The organism is Mycobacterium neumannii, from assembly GCF_048452905.1.
GTDB classification, from domain to species: Bacteria; Actinomycetota; Actinomycetes; order Mycobacteriales; family Mycobacteriaceae; genus Mycobacterium; species Mycobacterium neumannii_B.
In genome coordinates this window covers 355357-377847 of the sequence record NZ_JBCGVF010000006.1, presented here as the reverse complement: position 1 = coordinate 377847, position 22491 = coordinate 355357, and the positions used below count along the sequence as shown (strand labels likewise).

Below are 22491 nucleotides of genomic sequence, written 5' to 3'. Positions count from 1 at the left end.
CAGGTCGCCGATCACTTCTCAATCGTTCGCAACGGCGAGTCTGAGCTGCGGACTAACGCGGATGGCGCCACATCGGCCACATGGGCGGGCCGCCGTCGGGCAACGCGATCTCGCCGGTGACGTCGAACCCGAAGCGCTGGTAGTAGGCGATGTTGTCGGGATTACTGGACTCGAGGTACGCGGGCGCATGCTCGGCGTCGCAGCGATCGAGGCGCGAGCGCATCAACGCCTGCCCGTATCCGGTTCCGCGCACCGTCGGATCGCTGCCGATCACTCCCAGATACCAGTGCGGCTCCTCGGGGTGGTGCTGCTTCATCAACTCGGCCATCGCCTGGCCGCGCCGCACGTTGGCTCCCATCGCCCGGATGAACGCCGGCATCATCCGCAGCTCTTGGAGCCCGGTCTGCCGCCACTCGCCCGGCGGGTCCCACAGCGCGGCGGCCCCGATGCGCTGGCCGCCCGCCACCTCGACTCCTTCGTTGCGCAGGAAGTGGTGGCGAATCATGGTGGCGAACACCCGTGATAGAGCTCGCTCCCGCGCGGCGTCGTTCGGCAGCATCCACTTCATCACCGGGTCGTCGTAGAACGCGCGCGCCAGCACCCCCGACATCTGGCGCACGTGCTGCCGCGTCGCCGGAGCGACCTCGACGTCAGCCACGGGTGATGTAGGCCTGCAGCTGCTCCTGCTGCGTTTCGAGCTCTTCCATCCGGGTCTTGACGACGTCGCCGATGCTGACGATGCCGACCAGCCTGCCGTTCTCCATCACCGGCACGTGCCGGACCCGATTCGTGGTCATCAAGGCGCTCAGGCTGTCGACCGAATCGTCGGGAGCGCAGGTCGCCACCAGCGTGGTCATGATCTCCGACACCGGCTTGGTGAGTAGTTCGCCGCCTCGTCGGTGCAGCGCGCGCACGACGTCGCGCTCGGAGACGATCCCCATCAGACCGTCGGGCGACACCACGATCATGGCGCCGATGTTGTGCACCGCCAGTTCGGTGAGCAATCCCGAGACCGACGTCTCCGGAGTTATCGTGGCCACCGCGGCGCCCTTGCTCCGCAACACGTCCGCGATCCGCATCCTTGCCTCCGCTCGTGATCTTCCTCACAGGCTAGGTTGGACTGAGTCGGCGCGGAAGGCTTTGCGAGGTTGCAACCTGGTCACACTCGGGTGCGCAAAGTCGCGAAACGGCATTCCAACAGCGCAAAGTCGAGTACACGGCTGCAGGAAGACCGTTTCGGCCCCTATTGGCGCCAATTCGACGAGGCCCTCGGGTATATGTGGGGCCATGATCGAGGTCACACTGCTTGGCACTGGAAGTCCCATCCCCGACGCCCGCCGGGCGGGACCGTCGACGCTCGTGCGCGCGGGCGGGCAGACGTTTCTGATCGACTGCGGTCGCGGTGTGCAGCAACGTCTGACGGCCGCGGGAGCGCCGGCGAACGGATTGTCGGCGCTGCTGTTGACGCATCTGCACAGCGACCACATCGCGGATTTGGGCGACGTGATCATCAGCCGTTGGGTGTCGACGTTCACACCCGAACAGACGCCGCTGCAGATCATCGGACCGCCGGGCACCGCCGAGGTGGTCGAGCACACCCTCAAGGCGTTCGGCTTCGACATCGGGTACCGCATCGCGCACCACGCCGACCTGACGGCCCCGCCCCCGGTGGAGGTGCACGAGTACACCGACGGTGAGGTGTGGAACCGCGACGGCGTGACCATCCGTGTCGCGCCCACCGACCACCGCCCGGTCGCCCCGACGATCGGCTTTCGCGTCGAGCACGCCGACGCCTCGGTGGTGCTGGCCGGTGACACCGTCCCGTGCGAGAGCCTCGACGAATTGGCGGCAGGGGCAGGAGCGTTGGTGCACACCGTGATCCGCAAGGATCTGGTCGACAGAATGCCTATGCAGCGCATCCGCGACATCTGCGACTACCACTCATCGGTCGAGGAAGCGGCGGGGACCGCGGCGCGCGCGGAAGTGGGGATCTTGATCCTCACCCACTACGTGCCCGCGATCGAACCCGGACAGGAAGAGGACTGGCGCGCACTCGCCGCGTCGGTCTTCGACCGGCAGATCGAACTCGGTGACGATCTGCTTCGCGTCGAGGTGCATCCCGGCATCTCGGCGAAGCCGGCCGGGTGACCGGTCAGGCCAGCCGGGTGATCTCGACGACGACGTCGAGGTCGGTCGAGCCCTCTCCGGAGTAGATCCCCTTCAGCGGGGTGACATCGGAGTAGTCCCGGCCGACACCCACGCTGATGTACTGCTCATTGATCGGGGCGTCGTTGGTGGGGTCGTAATTCCACCAGCCACCAGTCCAGGCCTGCACCCAGGCGTGGCTCTGCCCGTCGATGGTGTCGCCGATCACCGCTTTGCGGTTGGGATGCAGATACCCCGACACGTAGCGGGCGGGAATGCCCATGGAGCGCAACAGGATCAGCGTCAGGTGGGCGAAGTCCTGACAGACTCCCTTGCCCTCGCGCAACGCGTCCAGCCCCGACGAGTGCACTCCGGTGGTGCCCGCCACGTACGCCAGCTCGCTGCTCACCCACGACGCGGCGTCGGTGACGGCCTCGTGCGGCGCGCGGTCCTTGATGATGCGCTGACCGACCCGGCGAATGCGCTTGCTCGCGGGCGTGTAGTGGGTGGGCGCAAGGACCTCATCGAACCTGTCGATCACGGCCTCGGATTGCAAGTCCTCCCACGTCACTTCGCGTTCGGACACCTGGTCCACGTCGGTCTCCACGACCGATGACGACGTCACCTCCAACTCGGTGTGCGGTGCGTGCAGGTCGAACGCCGTGACCGCGGTCCCCCAGTAGTCGACGTAGCGGTAGTTTCGGGTGGCCGGGACGGTCTCCACGCGGTTGAGGATCACGTTCTGCCGTGAGTCCGATCGCGGCGTCAGGCGTGCCTCGTTGAACGACGCCGTCACCGGCGACTTGTATGCGTATCCGGTCGAATGCACGACCCGCATCCGCCACATCAGAGCTCTCCCTCTTCGATGACGAGCGTGCCGTTGTGGCCCGCGTCGTGCCACGCCACCCACGGTGCGGAGTGAAAGTACTGCAGCGCCAACGCTTCACCGACATCGAAGCAGGTCTTCTGCAGGCCGGCCAGCCGCTGTTCCAGCGACTCGAGCAGCACACCGGGGCGCAGGAACTCCAGCTCGCTGCGGGCCCTGCCGAGGAGCCGCTGCGCCTCGGCGGTGGCGCCGAGGCGGCTGTGGGGTCGATTCATCAACTCGTCGAGGCTGTGTTCGGCAAGCCGCAGCGAATAGAAGATCGACCGGGGGAAAAGCCGGTCCAGCAGCATGAATTCGACCACGCGACCGGCGTCGAGCACGCCGCGGTAGGTGCGCAGATAGGTGTCGTGGGCGCCTGCCGACCGCAGCAACGTCACCCACGCCGGTGACGACGCGCTGTCCCCTACCCGCGAAAGCAGCAGTCGCACAGTCATGTCCACCCGTTCGATGGCCCGGCCGAGCACCATGAAGCGGTAGCCGTCGTCGCGCGACAGCGTCGAGTCGGCCAACCCGGCGAACATCGCGGCGCGGCCCTCGACGAACGAGAGAAACTCGTGCGGCCCGAGACGCTTGGCGGCTCGTTCCCGCTCGGCCAGCGCGTTGTATGTGGTGTTGAGGCACTCCCAGATCTCGGTGGACGTGACTTCCCGTGCACCGCGGGCGTTTTCGCGGGCCGCCGAAATAGCGTCGACGATCGACCCCTGCGTGCCTCGGCTGAAGGCGACGATGTCGGTCAGCGACCACACATCCAGCGGTGCGTCGGGAGCCTCCATCCCCAGCACCCTCAGAAGCGTCCGCGAGGCCTGGTCGGGGTCGACGCTGGAGTCCTCGAGCAGTTGATGCACGGTCACGTCGAGGATGCGGGCGGTGTCGTCGGCGCGTTCGACGTACCGTCCGATCCAGTACAAGGATTCGGCGTTGCGGGCCAACATCAGCGCACCACCCCTTACTGCTGCTGTTGCTGTTGGTCTTGGGTCTGCCCATCGCTGCTTTCGGCCTTGGGCCCACGCGCGGACTTGGGCAGCTTGCGCACCACTTCCGCAGCGCCGAGCTCGCGGTCGGCGACCGAGGTGCGCGAGGCCAGCACCCAGGTGTCCTTCGACCCGCCGCCCTGGCTGGAGTTGACCACCAGCGAGCCCTCGGGCAGCGCGACGCGGGTGAGTCCGCCGGGCAGCACCCATACGTCGTCGCCGTCGTTGACCGCGAACGGACGCAGGTCGACGTGCCGCGGCACCAACTGGTCGCCGATCTGGGTGGGCACGGTCGACAGCTGCATGACGGGCTGGGCGATCCAGCCGCGCGGATCGCTGCGGATCTTCTTGGCGACGGTGGCGAGCTCCTTCTCCGAGGCGTCCGGGCCGAACACGATGCCGTAGCCGCCGGAGCCCTCGACAGGTTTGATGACGAGTTCGTCGATGCGGTCGAGCACTTCCTCGCATTCGTCGTCGAGCCAGCAGCGGAACGTGTCGACGTTGCCCAGCAGCGGTTTCTCGCCGAGGTAGTACTCGATGATCGTCGGCACGTAGGTGTAAACGAGTTTGTCGTCGCCGATGCCGTTGCCGACGGCGCTCGAGATCACGACGTTGCCGGCCCTGGCCGCGTTGAGCAGCCCGGCGACGCCGAGCACCGAGTCCGGTCGGAACTGCATCGGGTCGAGAAATGCGTCGTCGATGCGGCGGTAGATGACGTCGACCTGCCGCTCCCCCTCGGTGGTGCGCATGTAGACGGAGTTGTCGCGGCAGAACAGGTCGCGGCCCTCCACCAGCTCGACGCCCATCTGCCGGGCCAGCAGCGAATGCTCGAAGTACGCGGAGTTGTAGACACCGGGCGTGAGGACGACGACGGTTGGGTCGGCGACGTTGTTGGCCGCGGCGTTGCGCAGAGCCCGAAGCAGATGCGAGGAGTAGTCGCCGACCGCACGCACCCGGTGTGTGGCGAACAGGTTCGGGAACACGCGCGCCATGGTGCGGCGGTTCTCCATTACGTACGACACCCCGGACGGTGAGCGCAGGTTGTCCTCCAGCACGCGGAAGTCGCCCTTGGCGTCGCGGATGAGGTCGATGCCCGCGACGTGGATGCGCACCCCGTTGGGCGGGACGATGCCCGCGGCCTCGCGGTGGAAGTGCTCGCAGGAGGTGATCAGCCGGCGCGGGATGACGCCGTCGCGCAGGATCTCCTGCTCGCCGTAGATGTCGTCGAGGTAGAGCTCGAGCGCCTTGACGCGCTGGATGATGCCGCGTTCCAGGCGCGTCCACTCCGCCGCGGAGATGACTCGCGGGACCAGGTCGAGCGGAAAGGGACGTTCTTGGCCGGAGAGCGAGAACGTGATGCCCTGGTCGATGAACGCGCGGCCGAGCGCTTCGGCGCGAGCTTCGAGCTCGGAGGCATCCGACGGGGCCAGCTCGGTGTAAATGCCTTTGTAGGGGCCCCGCACGTTGCCCTGGGCGTCGAACATCTCGTCGAAGGCCTCGGCGTAGCTACCGAGATCGCTATATCCGGCGAAGACGCCCTGATATCGCTTGTCCTGCCTACGTGGGCTCCGCGATTGTCGTGCGGACTCGGTCGGCAGGGTACGCAGGCTCATCCCTGCCATGCTGCAGCACTTCGGACGTTTCGGCAGGCCAGAGGACTCACTTTGGGCATTTACCCACTCCGCTGGTAACCTGAACCCTCGCTGCCCGCGTGCCGGGCGCCTATCAGACTTTGGGAAAACTCCTACAGGATTTACGAAGGACTACACGCGTGGCCAACATCAAGTCGCAGGAGAAGCGCAACCGGACCAACGAGCGCCGCAGGTTGCGCAACAAGTCGGTCAAGTCGTCGCTTCACACGGCGGTGCGCGGCTTCCGGGCGGCCGTCGAGGCCGGCGACAAGGACAAGGCTCAGGAGCTGCTGGCGTCGACCAGCCGTCAGCTGGACAAGGCCGCCAGCAAGGGCGTCATCCATAAGAACCAGGCCGCCAACCGCAAGTCGGCGCTGGCTTCCGCGTTCAACAAGCTCTGATCGACCGCTCGTTCAGTACGCTCAGTCTTCTATGAGCTCGGCGACGCGCCGCACCGTCGCCTCCAACGCGTAGTCCGCATCCGCTGCGGCCCCTTTGACATCCGCATTGAGCGCGGCCACCAACCGCATCGCCTCGGCGACGGTGGTGTTCGACCATCGCCGCGACTGCTTCTGCGCCTTCTGCACCCGCCACGGCGGCATGCCCAGCTCTGACGCCAGCCGGTAGGGGTCGCCCGACAGCGGCCGCACCCGCGCGATGGTGTGCACCGCTTCGGCAAGGGCGTCGGCCAGCACGACGTGCGGTTCGCCGCGCATCATCGCCCACCGCAGCGCCTCGGCCGCCCCGGCCACATCGCCGACGACCGCCTTGTCGGCGACGTCGAACCCCTTCACCTCGGCCTTGCCCGAGTGGTAGCGGCGCACCGCCTCCGCGTCGACCGCCCCGCCGGTGTCGGTGACCAACTGCGAACAGGCCGCCGCCAACTCGCGGATGTCGGAGCCGATCGCGTCTAGCACCGCATTGACGGTGTCCTCGCCGACCTTCACCTTCAACGCGCGGAACTCGCGGCGGACGAAATCGGCGCGGTCGGCGGCCTTGGTGATACGCGCGCACGGATGCACCTGCGCGCCGAGTTTCTTGAGCTGGTCGGCCAGCGCCTTGGCGCGTCCACCACCCGAGTGCACGACGACGAGCATGGTGCCCGGTGGCAGGTCCCCCGCGGACTCGGCGATGAGCGCAGCCGCGTCCTTGCCCGCCTCGGCCGCCGACTCCAGCACCACCACCCGCTCCTCGGCGAACAGCGACGGGCTCAGCAATTCGGCCAGCTCGCTGGTGCTGACCTCACCGGCGCGCAGGCGATCGACCGAAATGTCGTGGACGCCCGCCTGTTCGCGCACATCCCGAAGAACCGCCGCCACCGCGCGTTCGACGAGCAACTCCTCGTCCCCGAGCACCAGATGCAACTGCGACGCTTCGCTCACCCCACGATCGTGTCACGGCCGGCCGACAGTCCCGACACCGTCCACGCCAGCAGGCATAGCGCGGCGGCGCCCGCCGCGAGCCGCACGAAGCGGAAGCGCCACGCGAGCACCACCGCCGCTCCTACGCCAGCGGTCAGCATCACACCCGGTAGTCCGGACGGCACCGCCACGGTCGACCCCGGCACGCCCGCCGCCCAGCGGGCCACATGCAGCAGCCACCACACCTCCGGGCCGGTGAACCGGATCAGCAGGTCGGCGCCCGCGGGCCAGATCCCACCCAGCGCGGCCGCTGCGGTGCCGAGCACGGTGATCGGCGGAATCACCGGGGCCACCGCGACGTTGGCCGCCAGCGATACGACGCTGATCGTCCCGGCCATCCCGGCCACCAGCGGTGCGGTGACCAGTTGCGCGGCGGCGGCCACGCTGAGCGCGTCAGCGGCCGGCTTGGGCCAGTCCCGGCCGACGAGGCGCCGCGACCACACCGGCGCGACTACGACGAGTGCCGCCGTCGCCGACACCGACAGCGCGAACCCAACGTCGACGGCCAGCTCCGGCGATCCGATCATCAACGCCAGCACGCTGGCCGCCAACGCGGGAATGGCCTGCCTGCGCCGGTGCGACAACACCGCCAACAACGTGATCACCCCCATCACGGCGGCGCGCAGCACACTCGCTGTCGGCTGGACCACCACCACGAACGCCAGCAGCGCGACCGCGGCGAGGCCGACGGCCACCTGTGGCCCGACCAGACCGGCCGCCAACAGCACCGCCCCGCACACGATCGTCACGTTCGCCCCGGACACCGCGGTCAGATGTGTCAAGCCCGCCGCACGGAAGTCGGCCGTCGTCTGACGCGGCACACCCGACGTGTCGCCGAGCACGAGCGCCGGCAGCATCGCCGCCTGATCGGCAGGCAGCGACCGCCGCGCGGCCTCGGCGAATCCGGCGCGGACCTCGGCGGCCGCACGTTGGACGGCGGACGCCTCGCCGAAGGTGGGATCGCCGATCGCCGACAGCACCGCCACGCTGAGATCGCGTCGCGTGGGCCGCCCGATGCGGGCCCGAAACGCCACCGGTGTACCTGCGGTCAGCTCCCCAAGGCGACTGGTCGACGCGAAAACCACGACACGGCCCGATATTTCGCGTCCATCCAGATTCATCAGGGACCCACGGAACATCGTTCGGTTGCCGCCTAGCGCACGCGGACTTTCCGTCGGCTTGACGACGACGGCGGCGGCCGTGCCGTAGCGCTCGGTGACCGGATGCTCGCGCACCTCGTCGACCCGCAAACCGATCGCGATCGCGAAGCCCGCCGCCACCAACCCGACGGCCAGCACGCTCGCGCCGACACCTTTGCCGTCGGTCGCCGCCCGCCGTCCACTACCCCACCACCCCAGCGCCGCGGTGGCCGCCACCGTCGCGATGGCGGCGACCGCTGATCCCCCGACCGGCCACAGGATTCCGGCGCCGGTCACTGCCCAGCCGGTCAGCGCCGCCGGGACCAGGCGAAGATCCAGTGGGGCCGCGTCGGCGTCCGCCACTGGAGTCACACATGCACGAGGTCGCGCAGCTTCTCCAGCCGCGCCGGTCCGATGCCGTCGACGTCCCCAAGCTGGTCGACACTGGTGAACCGGCCGTTGGCGTCGCGCCATGCCACGATCGCCGTGGCGGTCACCGGCCCGATACCGGGCAGCGTGTCGAGCTGCTCGACGGTCGCGGTGTTCAGGTCCACCGTGCCGCCGGTCGGTGCTTCGCCGCCTCCCGTCGACGGCGTGTTCGTCGACGCGGGCGCCGCGACGCCCGTGCTGACCGAGCTTCCCATGGCGGCCGGCTCACCCGCCGCAGGCGCGATACCCACGACGATCTGCTCACCGTCGGCGATCCGTCTGGCCATGTTGAGCCCCACCAGGTCGGCGCCGTCCAGCGGCCCACCGGCCGCAGTGAGCGCGTCGGCGATCCGAGCGCCTTGAGCGAGCGTGACCAGTCCCGGCTTGTGCACCAGGCCCACGACGCTGACGACGACGGGGGCGCCCGGTTCCTGCGGCTCGCCACCTGGTGTCGGGCTGGCCGACGAAACCATCTGCACCGGCGGCAGTTTGGCCGCTGCCACCGCTGGGCGGTCGTCGCGCAGCAGCACGAACACCGTCACCAGCACGGCAATCAGACCGACACCACCGAGCGCCACCACCCCGGCGCGGCCGGGATCTGCACGGACCGCGGCGATCCAACCGGCCGCGCCGCTGCCTGCGGATTCCGGCAACCAGCGCGTCAACGACGTATCCGGTCGGCGATCTTCATCGTCCGGCTCGGGCTCCGCTTCCCCATCCAGCCTGCGCTGCACGCGCTCGGCAGGCAATTCAGTTCGCATGCATGTGAAGTTAGGTGCAGAAACCGACCGCCGGGCTCGCCAGCGGTGGCCGGCGACTCGCCCTGTGGATGAAATGAGCGTTGGGGATGGGGCCGATGTCTACAGTGTTGCTGTGGATCGTCGAGTGCCGATGGTCGCGGCCATCGCGTTCGCGGTGCTGTACGCCGTTGCGCTGCTGATGGTTCCGGCGCTGCCCGGCATCGATCGTTCGGGCCTCGACATCGTCACCCACCTCAACGAACACTCCGGCGCGATGCGGACCCAGGCGCTGTTGCTGGCGTTCGGTGCGCTGGCTCTGGTGGTGGTGCTCGGCCACGCCCGCGACCGACTCGCGGGACCGTACGCGTTCGTCTTCACCATCGGGTCGGCCGTCGTCCTCGTCCAGATCAGCATCGCTACCTGGTTCACCGCCGGGTTGTCGCTGCATCCCGCCGATCTCGGCTCCGGAACCGCCCGGGCGCTCGCCGACGTGGTCACGATGTGGGGACCCCTGCTGACCGTGGCCGACATCATGGTCGCCGCACCGATCCTGTTGGCGGCCAACGAGGGACGCTTCCCCCGCTGGCTCGGCGTCGTCGCCGCGGTCTTCGCCGTCGAGCAGCTGATCGAGACCATCACGATCATTGGGCCGCCGGGAAGCTTCATCTCCCCGGGTGGCCCGATGAACATGTACCTCGGCGGGCCGTTGTTCATCCTGTTCTTCCTCGCGCTCGGGGTGGCGCTGTCGTTTCCCGACGAATCCGAGACTCCGGCGTTGCCTGCCGGCGCCGGCGACTCCGGCCCGGCCGACCCGTCCGCCTCGGAAGACGCCGCCGAGCGCGACCCGGAATAGCCCGGCCCGCCGCACGAACGCACTAGCATTCCCCGGGTGGCGACGTTGCAGCGGTTCACCGACCGTCGGGTACTGATCACCGGGGCCGGATCGGGCATCGGTCAGGCGACGGTTTTGCGGATTCTCGACGAGGGCGGCATCGTGGTCGCCGCCGATGTCAGCAAGCCGGGGCTGGCCGACACGGAGGCCAAGGCCGGTGAGACGTCCGCTGGACTCACCACCGTGGTGATGGACGTCGGCAGCGAGGATTCGGTGCTGGCCGGGGTCGCACGCGCCGTCGATACGATGGGCGGTCTCGATGCGCTAGTCAACGCCGCGGGCATCCTCCGGTCGTCGCACTTCACCGACACCACGCTTGCCGACTTCGAACAGGTCCTGCGCATCAATCTCATCGGGACGTTTCTGGTCACCCGCGAAGCCCTGCCCGCGCTGCGCATCGGCACTGCCCCGGCCGTGGTCAACTTCAGCTCGACATCGGCGAACTTCGCGCATCCCTACATGTCGGCCTACGCGGCGTCCAAAGGCGGCATCCAAGCCATGACCCACACCCTGGCGCTCGAGTTCAGCAAGCAGGGCATTCGGTTCAATTGCGTCCAACCCGGGTCGATCTCATCGGGGATGACCGACGGCACAGGGCGATCCGGTCAGAGCGTCGGACCGGGCCTGCCGGAGGACGCCGACTACACCCTGTTCGGCAAGATCATGCCGACACTGCCCGTCGACGGTGACGGGATGTTCGCCAAACCTGACGCCGTCGCGGCCGTCGTCGCCATGCTCGCAGCGCCGGAGGCCTACTTCGTCACCGGCACCGAGGTCCGCGTCGACGGCGGCACCCACATGTAAATTGCTGACACCGAGGAGTTTTCGTGACGACACCTGACCGGCCGCTGCGGGTCATCCAGTGGACCACCGGCAACATCGGCCGCCGGTCGCTGCACGCGATCATCGGGCGCGACGATATGGAGCTCGTCGGCGTCTACGCCCACGGCGCCGACAAGGTCGGGGTAGACGCGGCGGAACTAGCCGGCTGGCCCGCACCCACCGGAGTGACGGCCACCAACGACATCGACGCGCTTCTGGCCCAACGGCCCGACGCCTGCTGCTACAACCCGTTGTGGCCCGACATCGACGAGCTCACCCGGCTCCTCGAGGCGGGCGTCAACGTCTGCTCGAGCGCGGCGTGGATCACCGGCGGAAAGCAGTCGTCCGAGGACCTCGACAGGATCCGAAAAGCCTGCGAGAAGGGCAATTCGACGATTTTCGGCAGCGGTGCGCATCCCGGTATGAGCAACATGGTGGGAATGGTGCTCTCCGGCGCCTGCGAACGGGTCGACGAGATCCGTATCACCGAGTCGGTGGATTGTTCGACCTATGAGTCGGCGGGAACGCAGACGGCGATGGGGTTCTCGCAGGATCCGGACACCCCGGGCCTGGCCGAGAGTGTGCGGCGCGAAAGCGAGGTGTTCGCCGAGTCGGCGGCCATGATGGCCGACGCGATCGGCGCCAAGCTCGACCGGATGACCTTCGACGTCACGTTTACCGCGGCCACCGGCGATTCCGATCTCGGATTCATGCGGATTCCCCAGGGCACGGTCGCCGGGGTCCACGGCTACCACCGCGGTTGGGTGGGTGAGAAGAATGTCGTCAGCGTCGGATTCAACTGGATCATGGGCGAACACGTCACCCCGCCGAAGCCGCTCGAACACGGCCATGTGATCCAGGTGTTCGGACTGCCCAACATGCGAACGGTGCTTCATTGCCTGCCGCCGAGGGACTGGACCGAACCCGGCTTCATGGGCCTGGGCATGATCTACACCGCGCTGCCGGTGACCAACGCCGTACCCGCAGTGGTGGCGGCGCCGGCGGGCATCGTCACGCTGAAGGACCTTCCGCCGATCACCGGGCGCGCGGCGGTATAGCCGAGCGCTCATTGTGGTACGGAAGTCAGGGCTGAAACCGCACAAGCATGAGCGCTCATCGGCAGAGTCAAACCCTCAGAGCCGCTGCGCCAGCGTCGCTTTTCCGGGTCCATCGAGATCGCTGAGCGCAGCGCCTCGCCCAGCCATCGTCATCAGCAGCGCCTCGCCGCTACCCCGCACCGCCGGGCCGCTGCCATGGGCCCAGTCGAGATCCGTCGCGACGAGCCGTAGCCCGCGCGCCCGCCACGCTCCCCTCAAGAAGGGGGCGTACTTGGTGAATTCCAACGCAACGACCAGTCTTTCGGGCTTGATCAAGCGCGGCATGTCGAGCGGTCGGCGGATGTCCTGTTGGTGGATCATCCCGTCGGTGAGCGCGATCCGCCCGTCGAATCCGGCCGTGCTGCCGCGCGGGCGGGCGTACTTGCGCATCAACGCGGTGAGTTCGGACGGCGACTTGTCCGCGTTCAACGCGACCCCAATCGCGTTCGGATTCCCGTGGCGCAGTACGCCCAATGCCATGCGGGCCACTGCGCGGGGCCGGCTCAAATTTTCGTAACTGATGACGTGGGCGACCACATCGCGAACCCGCCACTCCGTGCACAAACTCGGCTGATCCCATTGCTCTGGGGTCAACTCGTCGAGCAGCGCGGCGAAATCCTCGCGCTCCTCGCGTGCCATCTGCATTGGCGCTGTCACTGCGCCTCCCGCTCCAGCAGCTCACCGAACCGACGCAGGTACAACGGCCAACCCGCATCCCCGCCGACACCGGAAGCGACCGAATCCCAACCGTCACCGTGCCGTTCGATGTGGCGATGCTCGAGGCTGATTCGCGTGCGGCCGTCCGCCTCGGCGGTGAACAGCACCTCCACCTCGCTGCACCGCGCCGGATCCGATTCGATCTGCCACGTCGTGCCGATGTCCCACGAGAAGACGAGGCGATGCGGAGGCTCGACGACGAGCACCCGCGCCCACGCACACACGCTGCCGTCGACACCGCGGTCGTAGATGCGACCGCCGACGCGGGATTCCAACACCGTCTCCGCGATCGGCACGCCGAGCAGGTTGTGCTCGCGGGGCTTGAAGTCACCGAATCTCTCGGTGAACACCTGAAATGCCCGCTCTAGAGGAGCTTTGACCGTGATGTCGTGGCGGATCACCGCGGACCGGGCTGAGGTCATTGTGGGTCTCCTTCGCTTTCGACTATCTCTTTGAAACCGGACAGCGCCTGCATCCAGAAGCGGTCGAGTTCGGCCCGCATCGCGGCCAAGCCTCCCGGGTCCAGGTGATAGACGCGGCGGGTGCCGTCGGCGCGGTCGCACACCAAGCCGGCGCGCTTGAGCACCTTGAGGTGTTGGGACACCGCCGGCCTGCTGACCGGAAGTTCGCGGGCCAGCTCGCCCACCGCCATCGGCCGGTGCGCGAGACGTTCGACGATCGACCGTCGGGTGCGGTCGGCCATCGCCACCCAGGCGTCGCCCTCTTGGTAAGCCAGCACGAACGGTAAGTTAACACTTACTAATCTCCGACACAAGGTCTCGCCGAGCGCACGGTTGTGTACGCGAAACGCGAGTGACAGCCGGAAAAAGCGTGCGCTCGGCGGACGTTATTCGGCAAGTTGGACGACGACGCCGATTGCACCGGCGCCGAGATGAATCGCCAGCACCGGCCCCATATCGGTGACGGTGAGCGATTCGAGCTGAGGGAGCCGATCGGTCAGGGCGGCACCGACCTGGTCGGCGCCGTCGTGGTTGTCGACATGGTGCACGGCGATCGACGCCTGACGCTCACCGACGAGGTCGGCGATGCGGTCCACCATCGCGGCGTGCGCCTTGGTGATCGTCCGGATCCGCTGGTCGAGTACGAGCCGGCCGTCGACATCGAGGCGCAGCAGCGGTTTGAGCGACAGCGCGGTCCCCAACCACGACGCCGCGGTCCCGATCCGCCCGCTTCGCCGCAGGTTGTCCAGCCGGTGCACCACGATGAACGCATGGGTGCGCTGGGCTGCCGAACGGGTAACGGCCTCAACCGAATCCAAGTCCGAACCGGAAGCCGCGGCCTTGGCCGCCGCCACGGCCGTGAAGCCCACGCCCATTGCCGCCGAACGTGAGTTCACGACCCGCACCGACGATCCGAACTCACGGGCCGCCTGAACCGCCGAACTGTAACTGCTCGACAGCGCCGACGACAGGTGCACCGCGACCACGCCGTCGCCGCCACTGTCCCGCAGCGCTTGCCGGTAGGTGTCCACGAGGTCGGCGGGCGCCGCACCGGCGGTGCTGGCGCGCGGCACGTCGTGGATGTCGTAGGGCACCTCGTCGATTCCGTCCCGCAGATCGATCACATCGACCAGCACATGCAACGGCACCTGCCGGATGTCCCACTGTTTCAACTCGTCGGGCGCCAACCGCGACGACGAGTCGGTCACCACGATCACCGACATGGCACGCCGGCTTCGACGAGCGCCTTGAGCATCGAGTCCGCCACGGCCTGATGGGCTTCGAAGTTCCAGTGGATCCCGTCGGGATTGCCCTGCCCGCTCATGACGTACTCACCGACCGCCGCCTTGAGGTCGACGAGCGGGACCTCATGCTGCTCAGCCCATTCGGTGAGCGCCTTGACCGTGCCCTCGCGGCCGTGGTGCGCCCTGCCGTACGTGTCGGCGATGTGCACCGATGGCAGGCACGCGACGACGGGAATCCCGGGGCGGTTGAAGTCGATCGCGCCGCGCGTCATCTCGAGGTACTCGGCGGACAGGTGCGGGGGCAGCGCAGCTCGCGCCACCGGCGACAGACGCGGCTGCACCCAGCAGTACCCGTCACGCACCCAGCGCCGCAGCAATGGCGGTCGCACGTAGCGGATGAGTTCGCGCAGCGCGGTCGGCAGCGGCGACGGCAGCGAATCCATCCCGCCCGTGGCGAACACGACCGCACCGGCCCGCGGCAACGCCGCCCAGGCCCGCGGATCCTGCGTGGCAGCCCACCACACGTCGCGACATGTCCAACCGATCCGCCCGATCAACTCGACATCCCAACCCAGTTGTGCGGCAACGATGTTGGGCCAGATACGTGGATCGTCGGAGGGAAGCCCGCCCGTCGGCCCGTAGTAGGAAAGCGAATCGCAGAAGACCAGCAGGGCCTGACGGTCAGAGGACATCGCCGGCAACCTGCGCTGAGGCGTTCCACACGTCGAGCCGCCACCGGATACCGGCGTGCGCGGCGTCGACCGGACTGTGGCCGGACAGCTGCACCCAGCTGGCGTTGCCCATCCCGCCGAGGATGGGCCAATTCTCCACCGGCAGGTCGAGCAGCGAGGCGGTCAGCGCCGCGATCAACCCACCGTGCGCCACCAGCACCACCGGCCGGTCCGGCCCGTCGCCGGACTGGTCCAGCCCCCACTGGGTGTGTTCGTCGACGAGGTCGTCGACCAGCGGCCTGCTGCGCGCGGCGACGTCGACGCGGCTCTCACCGCCCGGCGGCGCCCACCGTGAGTCGTCGCGCCATGCCAGCCTGGCCCCCGGCGCGACGGCGTCGACCTCCAGGTGCGTCATACCCTGCCACTGGCCCAGGTGGGTTTCCCGCAGGCGGGTGTCGGCGATTACCGGCATGCCGGCGTGTTCGCCGAGCGCAACGGCGGTGTCGAGGGCGCGGCGCAGATCCGACGACACGATCGCCAGGGGTCGGCGTTTGGCCAACGCCTCCGCGGCGGCGACGGCTTGATGACGTCCCAGATCGCTCAGCTCGGTGTCCAGCTGGCCCTGCATCCGGCTGCCCGCGTTGTACTCGGTCTGCCCGTGCCGGAGCATGACCAGGCGCCGGATCCTCCTCACCGTCCGCCGTCCTCGTCCGCGGCTGTTTGTGCTGACGGCTCACCGACATCGACGGGAATGGTCGGGCAGTCTTTCCACAAGCGGTCCAGCGCATAGAAGTTGCGCTCGTCCTGATGCTGAATGTGCACCACGATGTCGACGTAGTCCAACAACGTCCAGCGGCCTTCGCGGGCGCCTTCGCGGCGGGCAGGTTTGTAGCCCGCCAGACGCATCTTCTCCTCGACCTCGTCGACGATCGCATTGACCTGACGCTCGTTGGAGGCTGAGGCGATCACGAAGCAGTCGGTGATGACGAGTTGACCCGACACGTCGATCACGACCACGTCGTCGGCCACTTTGGACGCGGCCGCCTTCGCGGCCACCATCGCCATGCGGACGGCTTCGTCGGAGGCGCTCATTGGTGCTTTCCTTGGGTTGTCAGCTGTTGCGCATAGAGTTTGCGTTTCGCCACGTACTGCACGACGCCGTCCGGCACCAGGTACCAGATCGGCCGGTTCTCCTGGGCGCGCTTTCGGCAGTCGGTCGAGGAGATGGCCAGCGCGGGCACCTCGACCAGCCGCAGCGCATCGTCGGGCAACTCCTTGACCGCCGCGGCGATGTGCTTGCCGTCCAGCTCGTAGCCGGGTCGGCTGACCCCGACGAAGTTCGCGATCGCGAACATGTCCTCCCAGTTCTGCCACGTCAGGATCGACGCGAGCGCGTCGGCCCCGGTGATGAAGTACAGATCGGCGTCGGGGTTGAGCGCATGCAGATCGCGCAGCGTGTCCTTGGTGTAGGTGGGCCCGCCCCGGTCGATGTCGACGCGGCTCACGCTGAAACGCGGATTGGAGGCCGTGGCGATCACCGTCATCAGGTAGCGGTCCTCGGCGGCGGTGACGTCGCGGTCCTTCTGCCAGGGCTGTCCGGTCGGGACGAACACGACCTCGTCGAGCCCGAACCGATAAGCCACCTCGCTGGCGGCCACCAGGTGGCCGTTGTGGATGGGATCGAACGTCCCACCCATCACGCCGAGCCTGCGTCGCGGAGCCACGAATAGCCAGCTTACGGGGCTGCCGCGAAATGGCATTCCAGCAGGGCTCTACTCGCACTTTCTCTGCTGGGACGCAATTTCGCGGAACAAGTCAGACCGGTAGCAACTGGTCGATCACCGTGGCGAGCTGCTTGGCCGAGCGGCATTCATGCATGGTGATGACGTCGGAGTAGCGCGGCACCGCCGAGTCCCCGCTGCCCCACAAGTGTCGTGGCTCGGGGTTCAGCCAGTGCGCGTGCCTGCTCGAGTTGACCATGTGTGCGAGCAGCTCGATCTCGGGGTTGCGGTAGTTGTTGCGGCCGTCGCCGAGAATCAGCAGCGCGCTGCGCGGCGACAGCGCGTTGGGCCATCGGTCCATGAACGACACGAACGCATGCCCGTAGTCGGAATGCCCGTCGCGGGTGTACACCCCGGCCTCGCGGGTGATGCGCTGCACTGCGACAGCGAGGTCGGCGTCGGGGCCGAACAGTTCGGTGACCTCGTCGGTGGTGTCGATGAAAGCAAAGACGCGAACCCGACTGAACTGCTGGCGCAGCGCGTGCACCAGCAGCAGCGTGAAATGGCTGAAGCCGGCGACCGAACCGGACACGTCGCACAACACGACCAGCTCGGGCCGCGCCGGATGGGGTTTCTTCAGCACGACGTCGATCGGCACCCCGCCGGTCGACATCGATTTGCGCAGCGTCTTGCGCAGGTCGATCTCACCGGCGCGCGACCGTCGTCGCCGCGCGGCCAGCCGGGTCGCCAGCGTGCGGGCCAGCGGTTGGACCACCCTGCGCATCTGGCGCAGCTGGTCGCCGGAGGCTCGCAGGAACTCGACGTTCTCGGCGAGCTGCGGCACCCCGTACATCTGCACGTGGTCGCGGCCGAGCTGCTCGGCGGTGCGCCGCTTGGTCTCACCCTCCACCATCTTGCGCAGCTGGTTGATACGTTGCGCGGCAAGCGCTTTGGCGATCTGCTCCTGCGTCGGTGTCGGCTCGTCGCCGTAGGGCGCCAGCAGACCGGCCAGCAGCCGGCCCTCGAGGTCGTCCAGATTCATCGCCTTGAGCGCCTGATACGACGAGTACGACGGGCCCCGACTGGAGTTGTACCGGCCGTAGGCCTCGACGATCTGGGCGATCATCGCGGCCATCCGCTCGTCGAGGTTGGCCAGGTCCTGGTTCTCGGCCAGCATGTCCAGCAGCGCCGCGCGCATCGCCTCGACGTCTTCGGGCGGCAGACCCTGCTCGTCGGCGTCGGTGTCGTCGTCGTCCTCGACCAGGATCGTCCTGGCGCCCAGTGCGGCGGGGAACCACAGGTCGAACATTGCGTCGTAGGTGTCGCGGTGGTCGGGGCGGCGCAGCACCGCGCAGGCGATGCCTTCACGCAACGCGTCGCGGTCGCCAAGTCCAAGCACCGAGAGCACCCGTCCGGCGTCTACGGTCTCCGACGGTCCAACCGAAATACCTTGTGCCCGTAGCGCTTCGACGAACCCGACGAGATGACCGGGCACGCCGTGCGGTGCCAGCGGCTGCGGCGGTCGGGTCCGGCGGACGGCCATGTCAGTTGAGCCTCAGCTCGCCGGACGCCTTGATCTGGTCTGACTGATGTTTGAGCACCACCCCGAGGGTGGCCGCGATCGTCGCATCGTCGATGGTGTCCAGGCCCAGTGCCAAAATCGTGCGGCCCCAGTCGATCGTCTCGGCCACCGACGGAAGCTTCTTGAGCTGCATCCCCCGCAGCACACCGATGATCTTGACCAGTTCGTCGGCGAGCCGCTCGGGCAACTCGGGCACCCGCGACAGCAGGATCCGCCGCTCCAGGTCGGGATCGGGGAAGTCGATGTGCAGGAACAGGCAGCGACGTTTGAGCGCCTCCGACAACTCCCGCGTGGCGTTGGAGGTGAGCACGACGAACGGCGGCCGCTCGGCGGTGATGGTGCCCAACTCAGGCACGGTGACCGCGAAGTCCGAGAGCACCTCCAGCAGCAGGCCTTCGATCTCGATGTCGGCCTTGTCGGTCTCGTCGATCAGCAGCACCGTCGGCTCGGTGCGCCGGATCGCGGTGAGCAGCGGACGCGAGAGCAGGAACTCCTCGGAGAACACGTCGTCGCGGGTGCTGTCCCAGTCACCGTTGGACGCCTGGTTGCCCGTCTGAATACGGAGGATCTGCTTGGCGTGGTTCCACTCGTAGAGGGCTCGGGCCTCGTCGACGCCTTCGTAGCACTGCAACCGCACCAGACCTGAACCCGTCGATTGCGCGACGGCGCGGGCCAGCTCGGTCTTGCCGACCCCGGCGGGCCCTTCCACCAACAACGGCTTGCCCAACCGATCGGCCAGGAAAACCGCTGTGGCGGTTGCGGTGTCGGGAAGATAGCCGGTTTCGGCGAGTCGCCTACCGACATCTTCGATGTCAGCGAAGAGCGGCGCTGGGCGCGCGGGGACGCTCACGGATAAGTCTCCTGTTCAGGCGGGACGAGTGTGACCGTCGCCCCACACAATCCATTTGGTCGAGGTCAGTTCGGGCAGACCCATGGGTCCGCGGGCGTGCAGCTTCTGGGTGGAGATGCCGATCTCGGCGCCGAACCCGAACTGCTCGCCGTCGGTGAACGCCGTCGACGCGTTCACCATCACCGCGGCGGCATCGACCCGTTCGGTGAAGCGTTGCGCGGCAGCCAGATCGGTGGCGACGATGGCTTCGGTGTGTCCGGTGCCGTATTCGTTGATGTGGGCGATCGCGGCGTCGACACCGTCGACCACCGCCATCGCGATGTCCATCGACAGGAACTCGGCGCGTAATTCGTCCTCCGACGGGTCGTCGTGCACCGTCACACCGGCGTGTCGCAGCGCCTCGGTCAGCCGTGGCAACGCACGGTCGACGATGGCGGCGTCGATCAGAACCGACTCGGCCGCGTTGCAGACGCTGGGTCGACGGGTCTTGGCGTTGAGCAAGATTCGTTCGGCGACGTCGAGGTCGGCCGATTCATGCACGTACACATGGCAATTGCCGACACCAGTCTCGATCGTCGGCACGGTCGCGTCACGGACGACGGCGTCGATGAGACCCGCACCGCCGCGGGGGATGACGACGTCGACGAGCCCGCGGGCCTGGATCAGGTGCGTCACACTGGCGCGGTCGGCGCTGGGCAGCAACTGCACGGCGTCCACCTCGAGCAGTTCGGTGGCCAGTGCGGCCCGCAGCGCGCTGACCAGTGCGGCGTTGGAGCTGGCCGCCGAGGAGCTACCGCGAAGCAGCACCGCGTTGCCGGATTTGAGTGTCAACCCGAACGCGTCGACCGTCACGTTGGGCCGTCCTTCGTAGACGATTCCCACGACGCCGAGCGGTACGCGCACCTGGCGCAGGTGCAAGCCGTTGGGCAGCGTGCGGCCCTGCAACACCTCGCCGAGCGGATCGGGCAACCGAGACACTTGACGCAACCCGTCCGCGATGCCGTCGATCCGTTTCGGGTTCAACGCGAGCCGATCGAGCATCGCCTCGGGCGTGCCTGCGGCACGGGCGACGTCGAGATCGCGCTCGTTGGCCTCGAGAATCTGGCCCGCCGACATCAGCACGTGGTCGGCGGCGGTGTTCAACGCACGGTTCTTGGTTTCCGAACTCAGGGTGGCCAGCGCGCGCGCCGCCAGGCGAGCCCGGCGGGCGGCGTCGTGCACCTGCTGGCGCAGATCGGCGCCCACGGCGCCGACGGGTGCCTCCACACTCATTTATCCAGGGTATCGAACGAGGTTCGGACGTTCGACACGTGTCAGGCGGGGCCCCTGCATTAGCGTTGGGAGCCATGGCGCCGCGGGACTGCAGCCGGGTATGCGTGGTCGGCAGTGTCAACGCTGATCTGACTTTCACCGTGCGCACCCTGCCCCGCCCGGGCCAGACCGTGCTGGCGTCGGGTCTGTCGATGGCCCCGGGCGGCAAGGGCGGCAACCAGGCCGTCGCGGCGGCCAGGGCAGGCGCGACGGTGCGACTGGTCGCCGCGCTCGGAGACGACGGGTCGGCGGAGATGTTGCGCCACCACCTGGCCGCCAACGGCGTTGCACTCGACGGCGTCGTCACCGTTGCGGGACCAAGCGGGTCGGCCGTCATCACCGTGGACTCGTCGGCGGAAAACACGATCGTGGTCGCCCCGGGCGCCAACGGCGCGCTCAGCGTGGACTCCGCCGAGGTCCGCGCCGTCATCTCCGACAGCGACGTGGTGTTGCTGCAGCTGGAGATCCCGATCGCGACCGCGATCGCCGCCGCGCAGGTCGCTTCCTCCGCAGGCGCGGCCGTCATCGTCAACGCCTCGCCGGCCGGGGCCCCACCGCACGATCTGCTCGCCTTGTCCGAGCTGGCCGATGTGGTCGTGGTCAACGAAACCGAGGCGGGCGCGTGGCACTGGCCGGTCCCCCACCTCGTGATCACCCGCGGGGCGCGGGGAGCGAGCTACCTCGGTGACGGCGAACGCTTCAGCGTGCCTTCCCCCGCGGTGCGCGCGGTCGACACCACCGGCGCGGGTGACGTGTTCGCCGGTGTGCTCGCCGCGCACTGGCTCGACGGCCACGAAGTCGCCCTGCGCCGAGCCTGCGCCGCGGCGGCCCTGTCGACGCTCGTACCGGGAGCGGGTGACTGCGCACCCTATGCCGAAGCCATCGACGACGCTGTGTCCAACAGAGCAACAGAAAGGCAGCTATGACGACCACCCAGCCGAGCACCACCGACGCCCCACGGCCGCCCGACGGCGACTGGCTCGGCACCCCGTTCCTGAAGTTCACCCGCGAGGGCGCGTTCGGGGTGTGCCGGCTCGACCGGCCGGAGGCCCGCAACGCGATGACGCCCGCGATGTACTTCGGCATCAAGTACGCGATCAAGCATGTCGAGAGCGACCCTGATCTCGCCGGACTGCTGATCACGGGTACCGGCGACGTCTTCGCGCCCGGCGGGGACATGGGTGGGGGCGGTGCCGACAACTGGATGACGTTTGGGCCCGCACTGGGGATGGACGCGTTGCCGTTCGACACGCTGCGCCAGTCCGCCAAACCCGTCGTCGCCGCGGTGAACGGGTTGTGCCAGGGCGGTGGGCTGCAGATCGCGCTGTGCGCCGACATCGCCGTGGTCAGCGAGCGGGCCACGTTCCGGGTGCCCGAGTTGTACCGCGGGATCGCCGACACGTACTACAGCCACATGTTGGCCCGGCTCATCGGGCCGGTGCGCACCCGCGACCTGATGTTCACCGGGCGCACGTTGACCGCCGCCGAGGCACACGATTGGGGCATGGTGGCGCGCGTGGTGCCCCATGACGAGTTGGCGGAGGCCGCTCGCGAGGTCCTTGCCCAGTGCTGCCGCACTGCGCCCGCGGCTCGAACCGTCGTCAAGTCCAGCCTGGACAACTACGTCGGCCTCTACGACCGCATCGGTATGCAGGCCAGCCTGGGCGCGCCCGAGTCCATCGAGGGCTTCATGGCCTTCAAGGAGCGCCGCTCGCCGAACTGGGTGCACCCGGACCTGCGCATCGACGGCCGCCTCTAGGG

General features: G+C 68.2%; 26 protein-coding genes. 7 read left to right on the top strand and 19 right to left on the bottom strand.

All coding sequences use genetic code 11. The features are described 5' to 3' along the window. Positions 1–52: 52 nt before the first annotated feature. Together AAHH99_RS19570 and AAHH99_RS19565 are read right to left on the bottom strand one after the other, a co-directional pair. Positions 53–610 carry a GNAT family N-acetyltransferase gene (locus tag AAHH99_RS19570; RefSeq protein ID WP_418770288.1) on the bottom strand — a complete coding sequence of 186 codons (558 nt, stop codon included), beginning with the start codon at positions 608–610 and terminating at the stop codon, positions 53–55. 40 nt (positions 611–650) lie between these two features. After that, entirely contained in the window at positions 651–1079 is a 429-nt protein-coding gene (locus AAHH99_RS19565; protein ID WP_066841666.1) for a CBS domain-containing protein, read from the bottom strand. Between the two features lie 208 nt (positions 1080–1287). Between AAHH99_RS19565 and AAHH99_RS19560 the strand changes: the two genes are divergently transcribed. Further along, positions 1288–2148, top strand: a complete 861-nt coding sequence (locus AAHH99_RS19560; protein ID WP_418770152.1) for a ribonuclease Z — start codon at positions 1288–1290, stop codon at positions 2146–2148. A 4-nt stretch (positions 2149–2152) separates the two neighbouring features. Here AAHH99_RS19560 and AAHH99_RS19555 read toward each other — a convergent pair whose 3' ends face one another. From AAHH99_RS19555 to AAHH99_RS19545, 3 genes are read right to left on the bottom strand one after another with little or no spacing between them, the layout of a single operon-like run. Continuing rightward, a complete protein-coding gene (locus tag AAHH99_RS19555; protein ID WP_418770151.1) occupies positions 2153–2992 on the bottom strand; it encodes a transglutaminase family protein in 840 nt (279 codons plus the stop codon). Then, on the bottom strand, positions 2992–3963 hold the full coding sequence (locus tag AAHH99_RS19550; RefSeq protein ID WP_064405768.1) for an alpha-E domain-containing protein: 972 nt from the start codon (positions 3961–3963) through the stop codon (positions 2992–2994). The genes AAHH99_RS19555 and AAHH99_RS19550 overlap by 1 nt, the downstream gene beginning before the upstream one ends. A gap of 14 nt (positions 3964–3977) precedes the next feature. Continuing rightward, a complete protein-coding gene (locus AAHH99_RS19545) occupies positions 3978–5615 on the bottom strand; it encodes a circularly permuted type 2 ATP-grasp protein (RefSeq protein WP_418770150.1) in 1638 nt (545 codons plus the stop codon). 158 nt (positions 5616–5773) lie between these two features. On the opposite strand from AAHH99_RS19545, the gene rpsT reads away from it, so the two are divergent. After that, positions 5774–6034 carry a 30S ribosomal protein S20 gene (gene rpsT, locus AAHH99_RS19540; protein WP_064350435.1) on the top strand — a complete coding sequence of 87 codons (261 nt, stop codon included), beginning with the start codon at positions 5774–5776 and terminating at the stop codon, positions 6032–6034. Between the two features lie 21 nt (positions 6035–6055). Here the strand turns inward: rpsT and holA are convergent, their stop codons facing one another. From holA to AAHH99_RS19525, 3 genes are read right to left on the bottom strand one after another with little or no spacing between them, the layout of a single operon-like run. After that, on the bottom strand, positions 6056–6997 hold the full coding sequence (gene holA / locus AAHH99_RS19535) for a DNA polymerase III subunit delta (RefSeq protein WP_418770287.1): 942 nt from the start codon (positions 6995–6997) through the stop codon (positions 6056–6058). Between the two features lie 14 nt (positions 6998–7011). Then, complete coding sequence (locus tag AAHH99_RS19530) at positions 7012–8556, bottom strand: ComEC/Rec2 family competence protein (protein ID WP_418770286.1); 1545 nt, start codon at positions 8554–8556, stop codon at positions 7012–7014. A 5-nt stretch (positions 8557–8561) separates the two neighbouring features. Further along, entirely contained in the window at positions 8562–9383 is an 822-nt protein-coding gene (locus AAHH99_RS19525) for a ComEA family DNA-binding protein (RefSeq protein WP_418770149.1), read from the bottom strand. Positions 9384–9495: 112 nt separating this feature from the next. Between AAHH99_RS19525 and AAHH99_RS19520 the strand changes: the two genes are divergently transcribed. From AAHH99_RS19520 to AAHH99_RS19510, 3 genes are read left to right on the top strand one after another with little or no spacing between them, the layout of a single operon-like run. Continuing rightward, positions 9496–10215, top strand: a complete 720-nt coding sequence (locus tag AAHH99_RS19520) for a hypothetical protein (RefSeq protein WP_418770148.1) — start codon at positions 9496–9498, stop codon at positions 10213–10215. A 36-nt stretch (positions 10216–10251) separates the two neighbouring features. Further along, positions 10252–11058 carry an SDR family NAD(P)-dependent oxidoreductase gene (locus AAHH99_RS19515; protein ID WP_418770147.1) on the top strand — a complete coding sequence of 269 codons (807 nt, stop codon included), beginning with the start codon at positions 10252–10254 and terminating at the stop codon, positions 11056–11058. 23 nt (positions 11059–11081) lie between these two features. Further along, complete coding sequence (locus AAHH99_RS19510; RefSeq protein WP_418770146.1) at positions 11082–12134, top strand: dihydrodipicolinate reductase; 1053 nt, start codon at positions 11082–11084, stop codon at positions 12132–12134. A 75-nt stretch (positions 12135–12209) separates the two neighbouring features. Here the strand turns inward: AAHH99_RS19510 and AAHH99_RS19505 are convergent, their stop codons facing one another. From AAHH99_RS19505 to AAHH99_RS19455, 11 genes are all read right to left on the bottom strand, one after another. Beyond that, the gene (locus tag AAHH99_RS19505) at positions 12210–12818 is read right to left on the bottom strand and encodes a maleylpyruvate isomerase family mycothiol-dependent enzyme (protein WP_418770285.1); all 609 of its coding nucleotides are present in this window, start codon (positions 12816–12818) and stop codon (positions 12210–12212) included. An 8-nt stretch (positions 12819–12826) separates the two neighbouring features. Next, on the bottom strand, positions 12827–13312 hold the full coding sequence (locus AAHH99_RS19500) for an SRPBCC family protein (RefSeq protein WP_418770145.1): 486 nt from the start codon (positions 13310–13312) through the stop codon (positions 12827–12829). Then, a complete protein-coding gene (locus tag AAHH99_RS19495) occupies positions 13309–13593 on the bottom strand; it encodes an ArsR/SmtB family transcription factor (RefSeq protein ID WP_418770284.1) in 285 nt (94 codons plus the stop codon). The genes AAHH99_RS19500 and AAHH99_RS19495 overlap by 4 nt, the downstream gene beginning before the upstream one ends. Before the next feature lie 144 nt (positions 13594–13737). Continuing rightward, positions 13738–14574 (bottom strand): DegV family protein, encoded by an 837-nt coding sequence (locus tag AAHH99_RS19490; RefSeq protein WP_418770144.1) that lies wholly within the window; start codon positions 14572–14574, stop codon positions 13738–13740. Beyond that, complete coding sequence (gene octT, locus AAHH99_RS19485; protein ID WP_418770143.1) at positions 14565–15287, bottom strand: diglucosylglycerate octanoyltransferase; 723 nt, start codon at positions 15285–15287, stop codon at positions 14565–14567. Before octT ends, AAHH99_RS19490 begins: the two co-directional genes overlap by 10 nt. Then, positions 15277–15936, bottom strand: a complete 660-nt coding sequence (gene gpgP, locus AAHH99_RS19480) for a glucosyl-3-phosphoglycerate phosphatase (protein ID WP_418770283.1) — start codon at positions 15934–15936, stop codon at positions 15277–15279. The genes octT and gpgP overlap by 11 nt, the downstream gene beginning before the upstream one ends. A gap of 20 nt (positions 15937–15956) precedes the next feature. Beyond that, positions 15957–16358, bottom strand: a complete 402-nt coding sequence (gene rsfS / locus AAHH99_RS19475) for a ribosome silencing factor (RefSeq protein WP_418770142.1) — start codon at positions 16356–16358, stop codon at positions 15957–15959. Then, positions 16355–17026 carry a nicotinate-nucleotide adenylyltransferase gene (gene nadD / locus AAHH99_RS19470; protein ID WP_418770141.1) on the bottom strand — a complete coding sequence of 224 codons (672 nt, stop codon included), beginning with the start codon at positions 17024–17026 and terminating at the stop codon, positions 16355–16357. Before nadD ends, rsfS begins: the two co-directional genes overlap by 4 nt. 55 nt (positions 17027–17081) lie before the next feature. Continuing rightward, positions 17082–18530 (bottom strand): vWA domain-containing protein, encoded by a 1449-nt coding sequence (locus AAHH99_RS19465; protein ID WP_418770140.1) that lies wholly within the window; start codon positions 18528–18530, stop codon positions 17082–17084. Position 18531: 1 nt separating this feature from the next. Beyond that, entirely contained in the window at positions 18532–19419 is an 888-nt protein-coding gene (locus AAHH99_RS19460; RefSeq protein WP_418770139.1) for an AAA family ATPase, read from the bottom strand. Positions 19420–19434: 15 nt separating this feature from the next. Then, complete coding sequence (locus tag AAHH99_RS19455) at positions 19435–20691, bottom strand: glutamate-5-semialdehyde dehydrogenase (RefSeq protein ID WP_418770138.1); 1257 nt, start codon at positions 20689–20691, stop codon at positions 19435–19437. A gap of 74 nt (positions 20692–20765) precedes the next feature. Between AAHH99_RS19455 and AAHH99_RS19450 the strand changes: the two genes are divergently transcribed. Continuing rightward, positions 20766–21656, top strand: coding sequence for a ribokinase (locus tag AAHH99_RS19450; RefSeq protein ID WP_418770137.1), 891 nt, complete (start codon positions 20766–20768; stop codon positions 21654–21656). Beyond that, on the top strand, positions 21653–22489 hold the full coding sequence (locus AAHH99_RS19445) for an enoyl-CoA hydratase/isomerase family protein (RefSeq protein ID WP_418770136.1): 837 nt from the start codon (positions 21653–21655) through the stop codon (positions 22487–22489). The genes AAHH99_RS19450 and AAHH99_RS19445 overlap by 4 nt, the downstream gene beginning before the upstream one ends. The last annotated feature ends 2 nt before the right edge of the window (positions 22490–22491 follow it).

Excerpts from the sequence above, each read along its gene's own strand:
- AAHH99_RS19570 (WP_418770288.1), bottom strand. The coding sequence starts at position 610 with ATGTCGGGGGTGCTGGCGCGCGCGTTCTACGACGACCCGGTGATGAAG.
- AAHH99_RS19565 (WP_066841666.1), bottom strand. The coding sequence starts at position 1,079 with ATGCGGATCGCGGACGTGTTGCGGAGCAAGGGCGCCGCGGTGGCCACG.
- AAHH99_RS19560 (WP_418770152.1), top strand. The coding sequence starts at position 1,288 with ATGATCGAGGTCACACTGCTTGGCACTGGAAGTCCCATCCCCGACGCC.
- AAHH99_RS19555 (WP_418770151.1), bottom strand. The coding sequence starts at position 2,992 with ATGTGGCGGATGCGGGTCGTGCATTCGACCGGATACGCATACAAGTCG.
- AAHH99_RS19550 (WP_064405768.1), bottom strand. The coding sequence starts at position 3,963 with ATGTTGGCCCGCAACGCCGAATCCTTGTACTGGATCGGACGGTACGTC.
- AAHH99_RS19545 (WP_418770150.1), bottom strand. The coding sequence starts at position 5,615 with ATGAGCCTGCGTACCCTGCCGACCGAGTCCGCACGACAATCGCGGAGC.
- AAHH99_RS19525 (WP_418770149.1), bottom strand. The coding sequence starts at position 9,383 with ATGCGAACTGAATTGCCTGCCGAGCGCGTGCAGCGCAGGCTGGATGGG.
- AAHH99_RS19505 (WP_418770285.1), bottom strand. The coding sequence starts at position 12,818 with ATGCAGATGGCACGCGAGGAGCGCGAGGATTTCGCCGCGCTGCTCGAC.
- AAHH99_RS19500 (WP_418770145.1), bottom strand. The coding sequence starts at position 13,312 with ATGACCTCAGCCCGGTCCGCGGTGATCCGCCACGACATCACGGTCAAA.
- AAHH99_RS19495 (WP_418770284.1), bottom strand. The coding sequence starts at position 13,593 with ATGGCCGACCGCACCCGACGGTCGATCGTCGAACGTCTCGCGCACCGG.
- AAHH99_RS19490 (WP_418770144.1), bottom strand. The coding sequence starts at position 14,574 with ATGTCGGTGATCGTGGTGACCGACTCGTCGTCGCGGTTGGCGCCCGAC.
- octT (WP_418770143.1), bottom strand. The coding sequence starts at position 15,287 with ATGTCCTCTGACCGTCAGGCCCTGCTGGTCTTCTGCGATTCGCTTTCC.
- gpgP (WP_418770283.1), bottom strand. The coding sequence starts at position 15,936 with ATGCTCCGGCACGGGCAGACCGAGTACAACGCGGGCAGCCGGATGCAG.
- rsfS (WP_418770142.1), bottom strand. The coding sequence starts at position 16,358 with ATGAGCGCCTCCGACGAAGCCGTCCGCATGGCGATGGTGGCCGCGAAG.
- nadD (WP_418770141.1), bottom strand. The coding sequence starts at position 17,026 with ATGCCATTTCGCGGCAGCCCCGTAAGCTGGCTATTCGTGGCTCCGCGA.
- AAHH99_RS19465 (WP_418770140.1), bottom strand. The coding sequence starts at position 18,530 with ATGGCCGTCCGCCGGACCCGACCGCCGCAGCCGCTGGCACCGCACGGC.
- AAHH99_RS19455 (WP_418770138.1), bottom strand. The coding sequence starts at position 20,691 with ATGAGTGTGGAGGCACCCGTCGGCGCCGTGGGCGCCGATCTGCGCCAG.
- AAHH99_RS19450 (WP_418770137.1), top strand. The coding sequence starts at position 20,766 with ATGGCGCCGCGGGACTGCAGCCGGGTATGCGTGGTCGGCAGTGTCAAC.
- AAHH99_RS19445 (WP_418770136.1), top strand. The coding sequence starts at position 21,653 with ATGACGACCACCCAGCCGAGCACCACCGACGCCCCACGGCCGCCCGAC.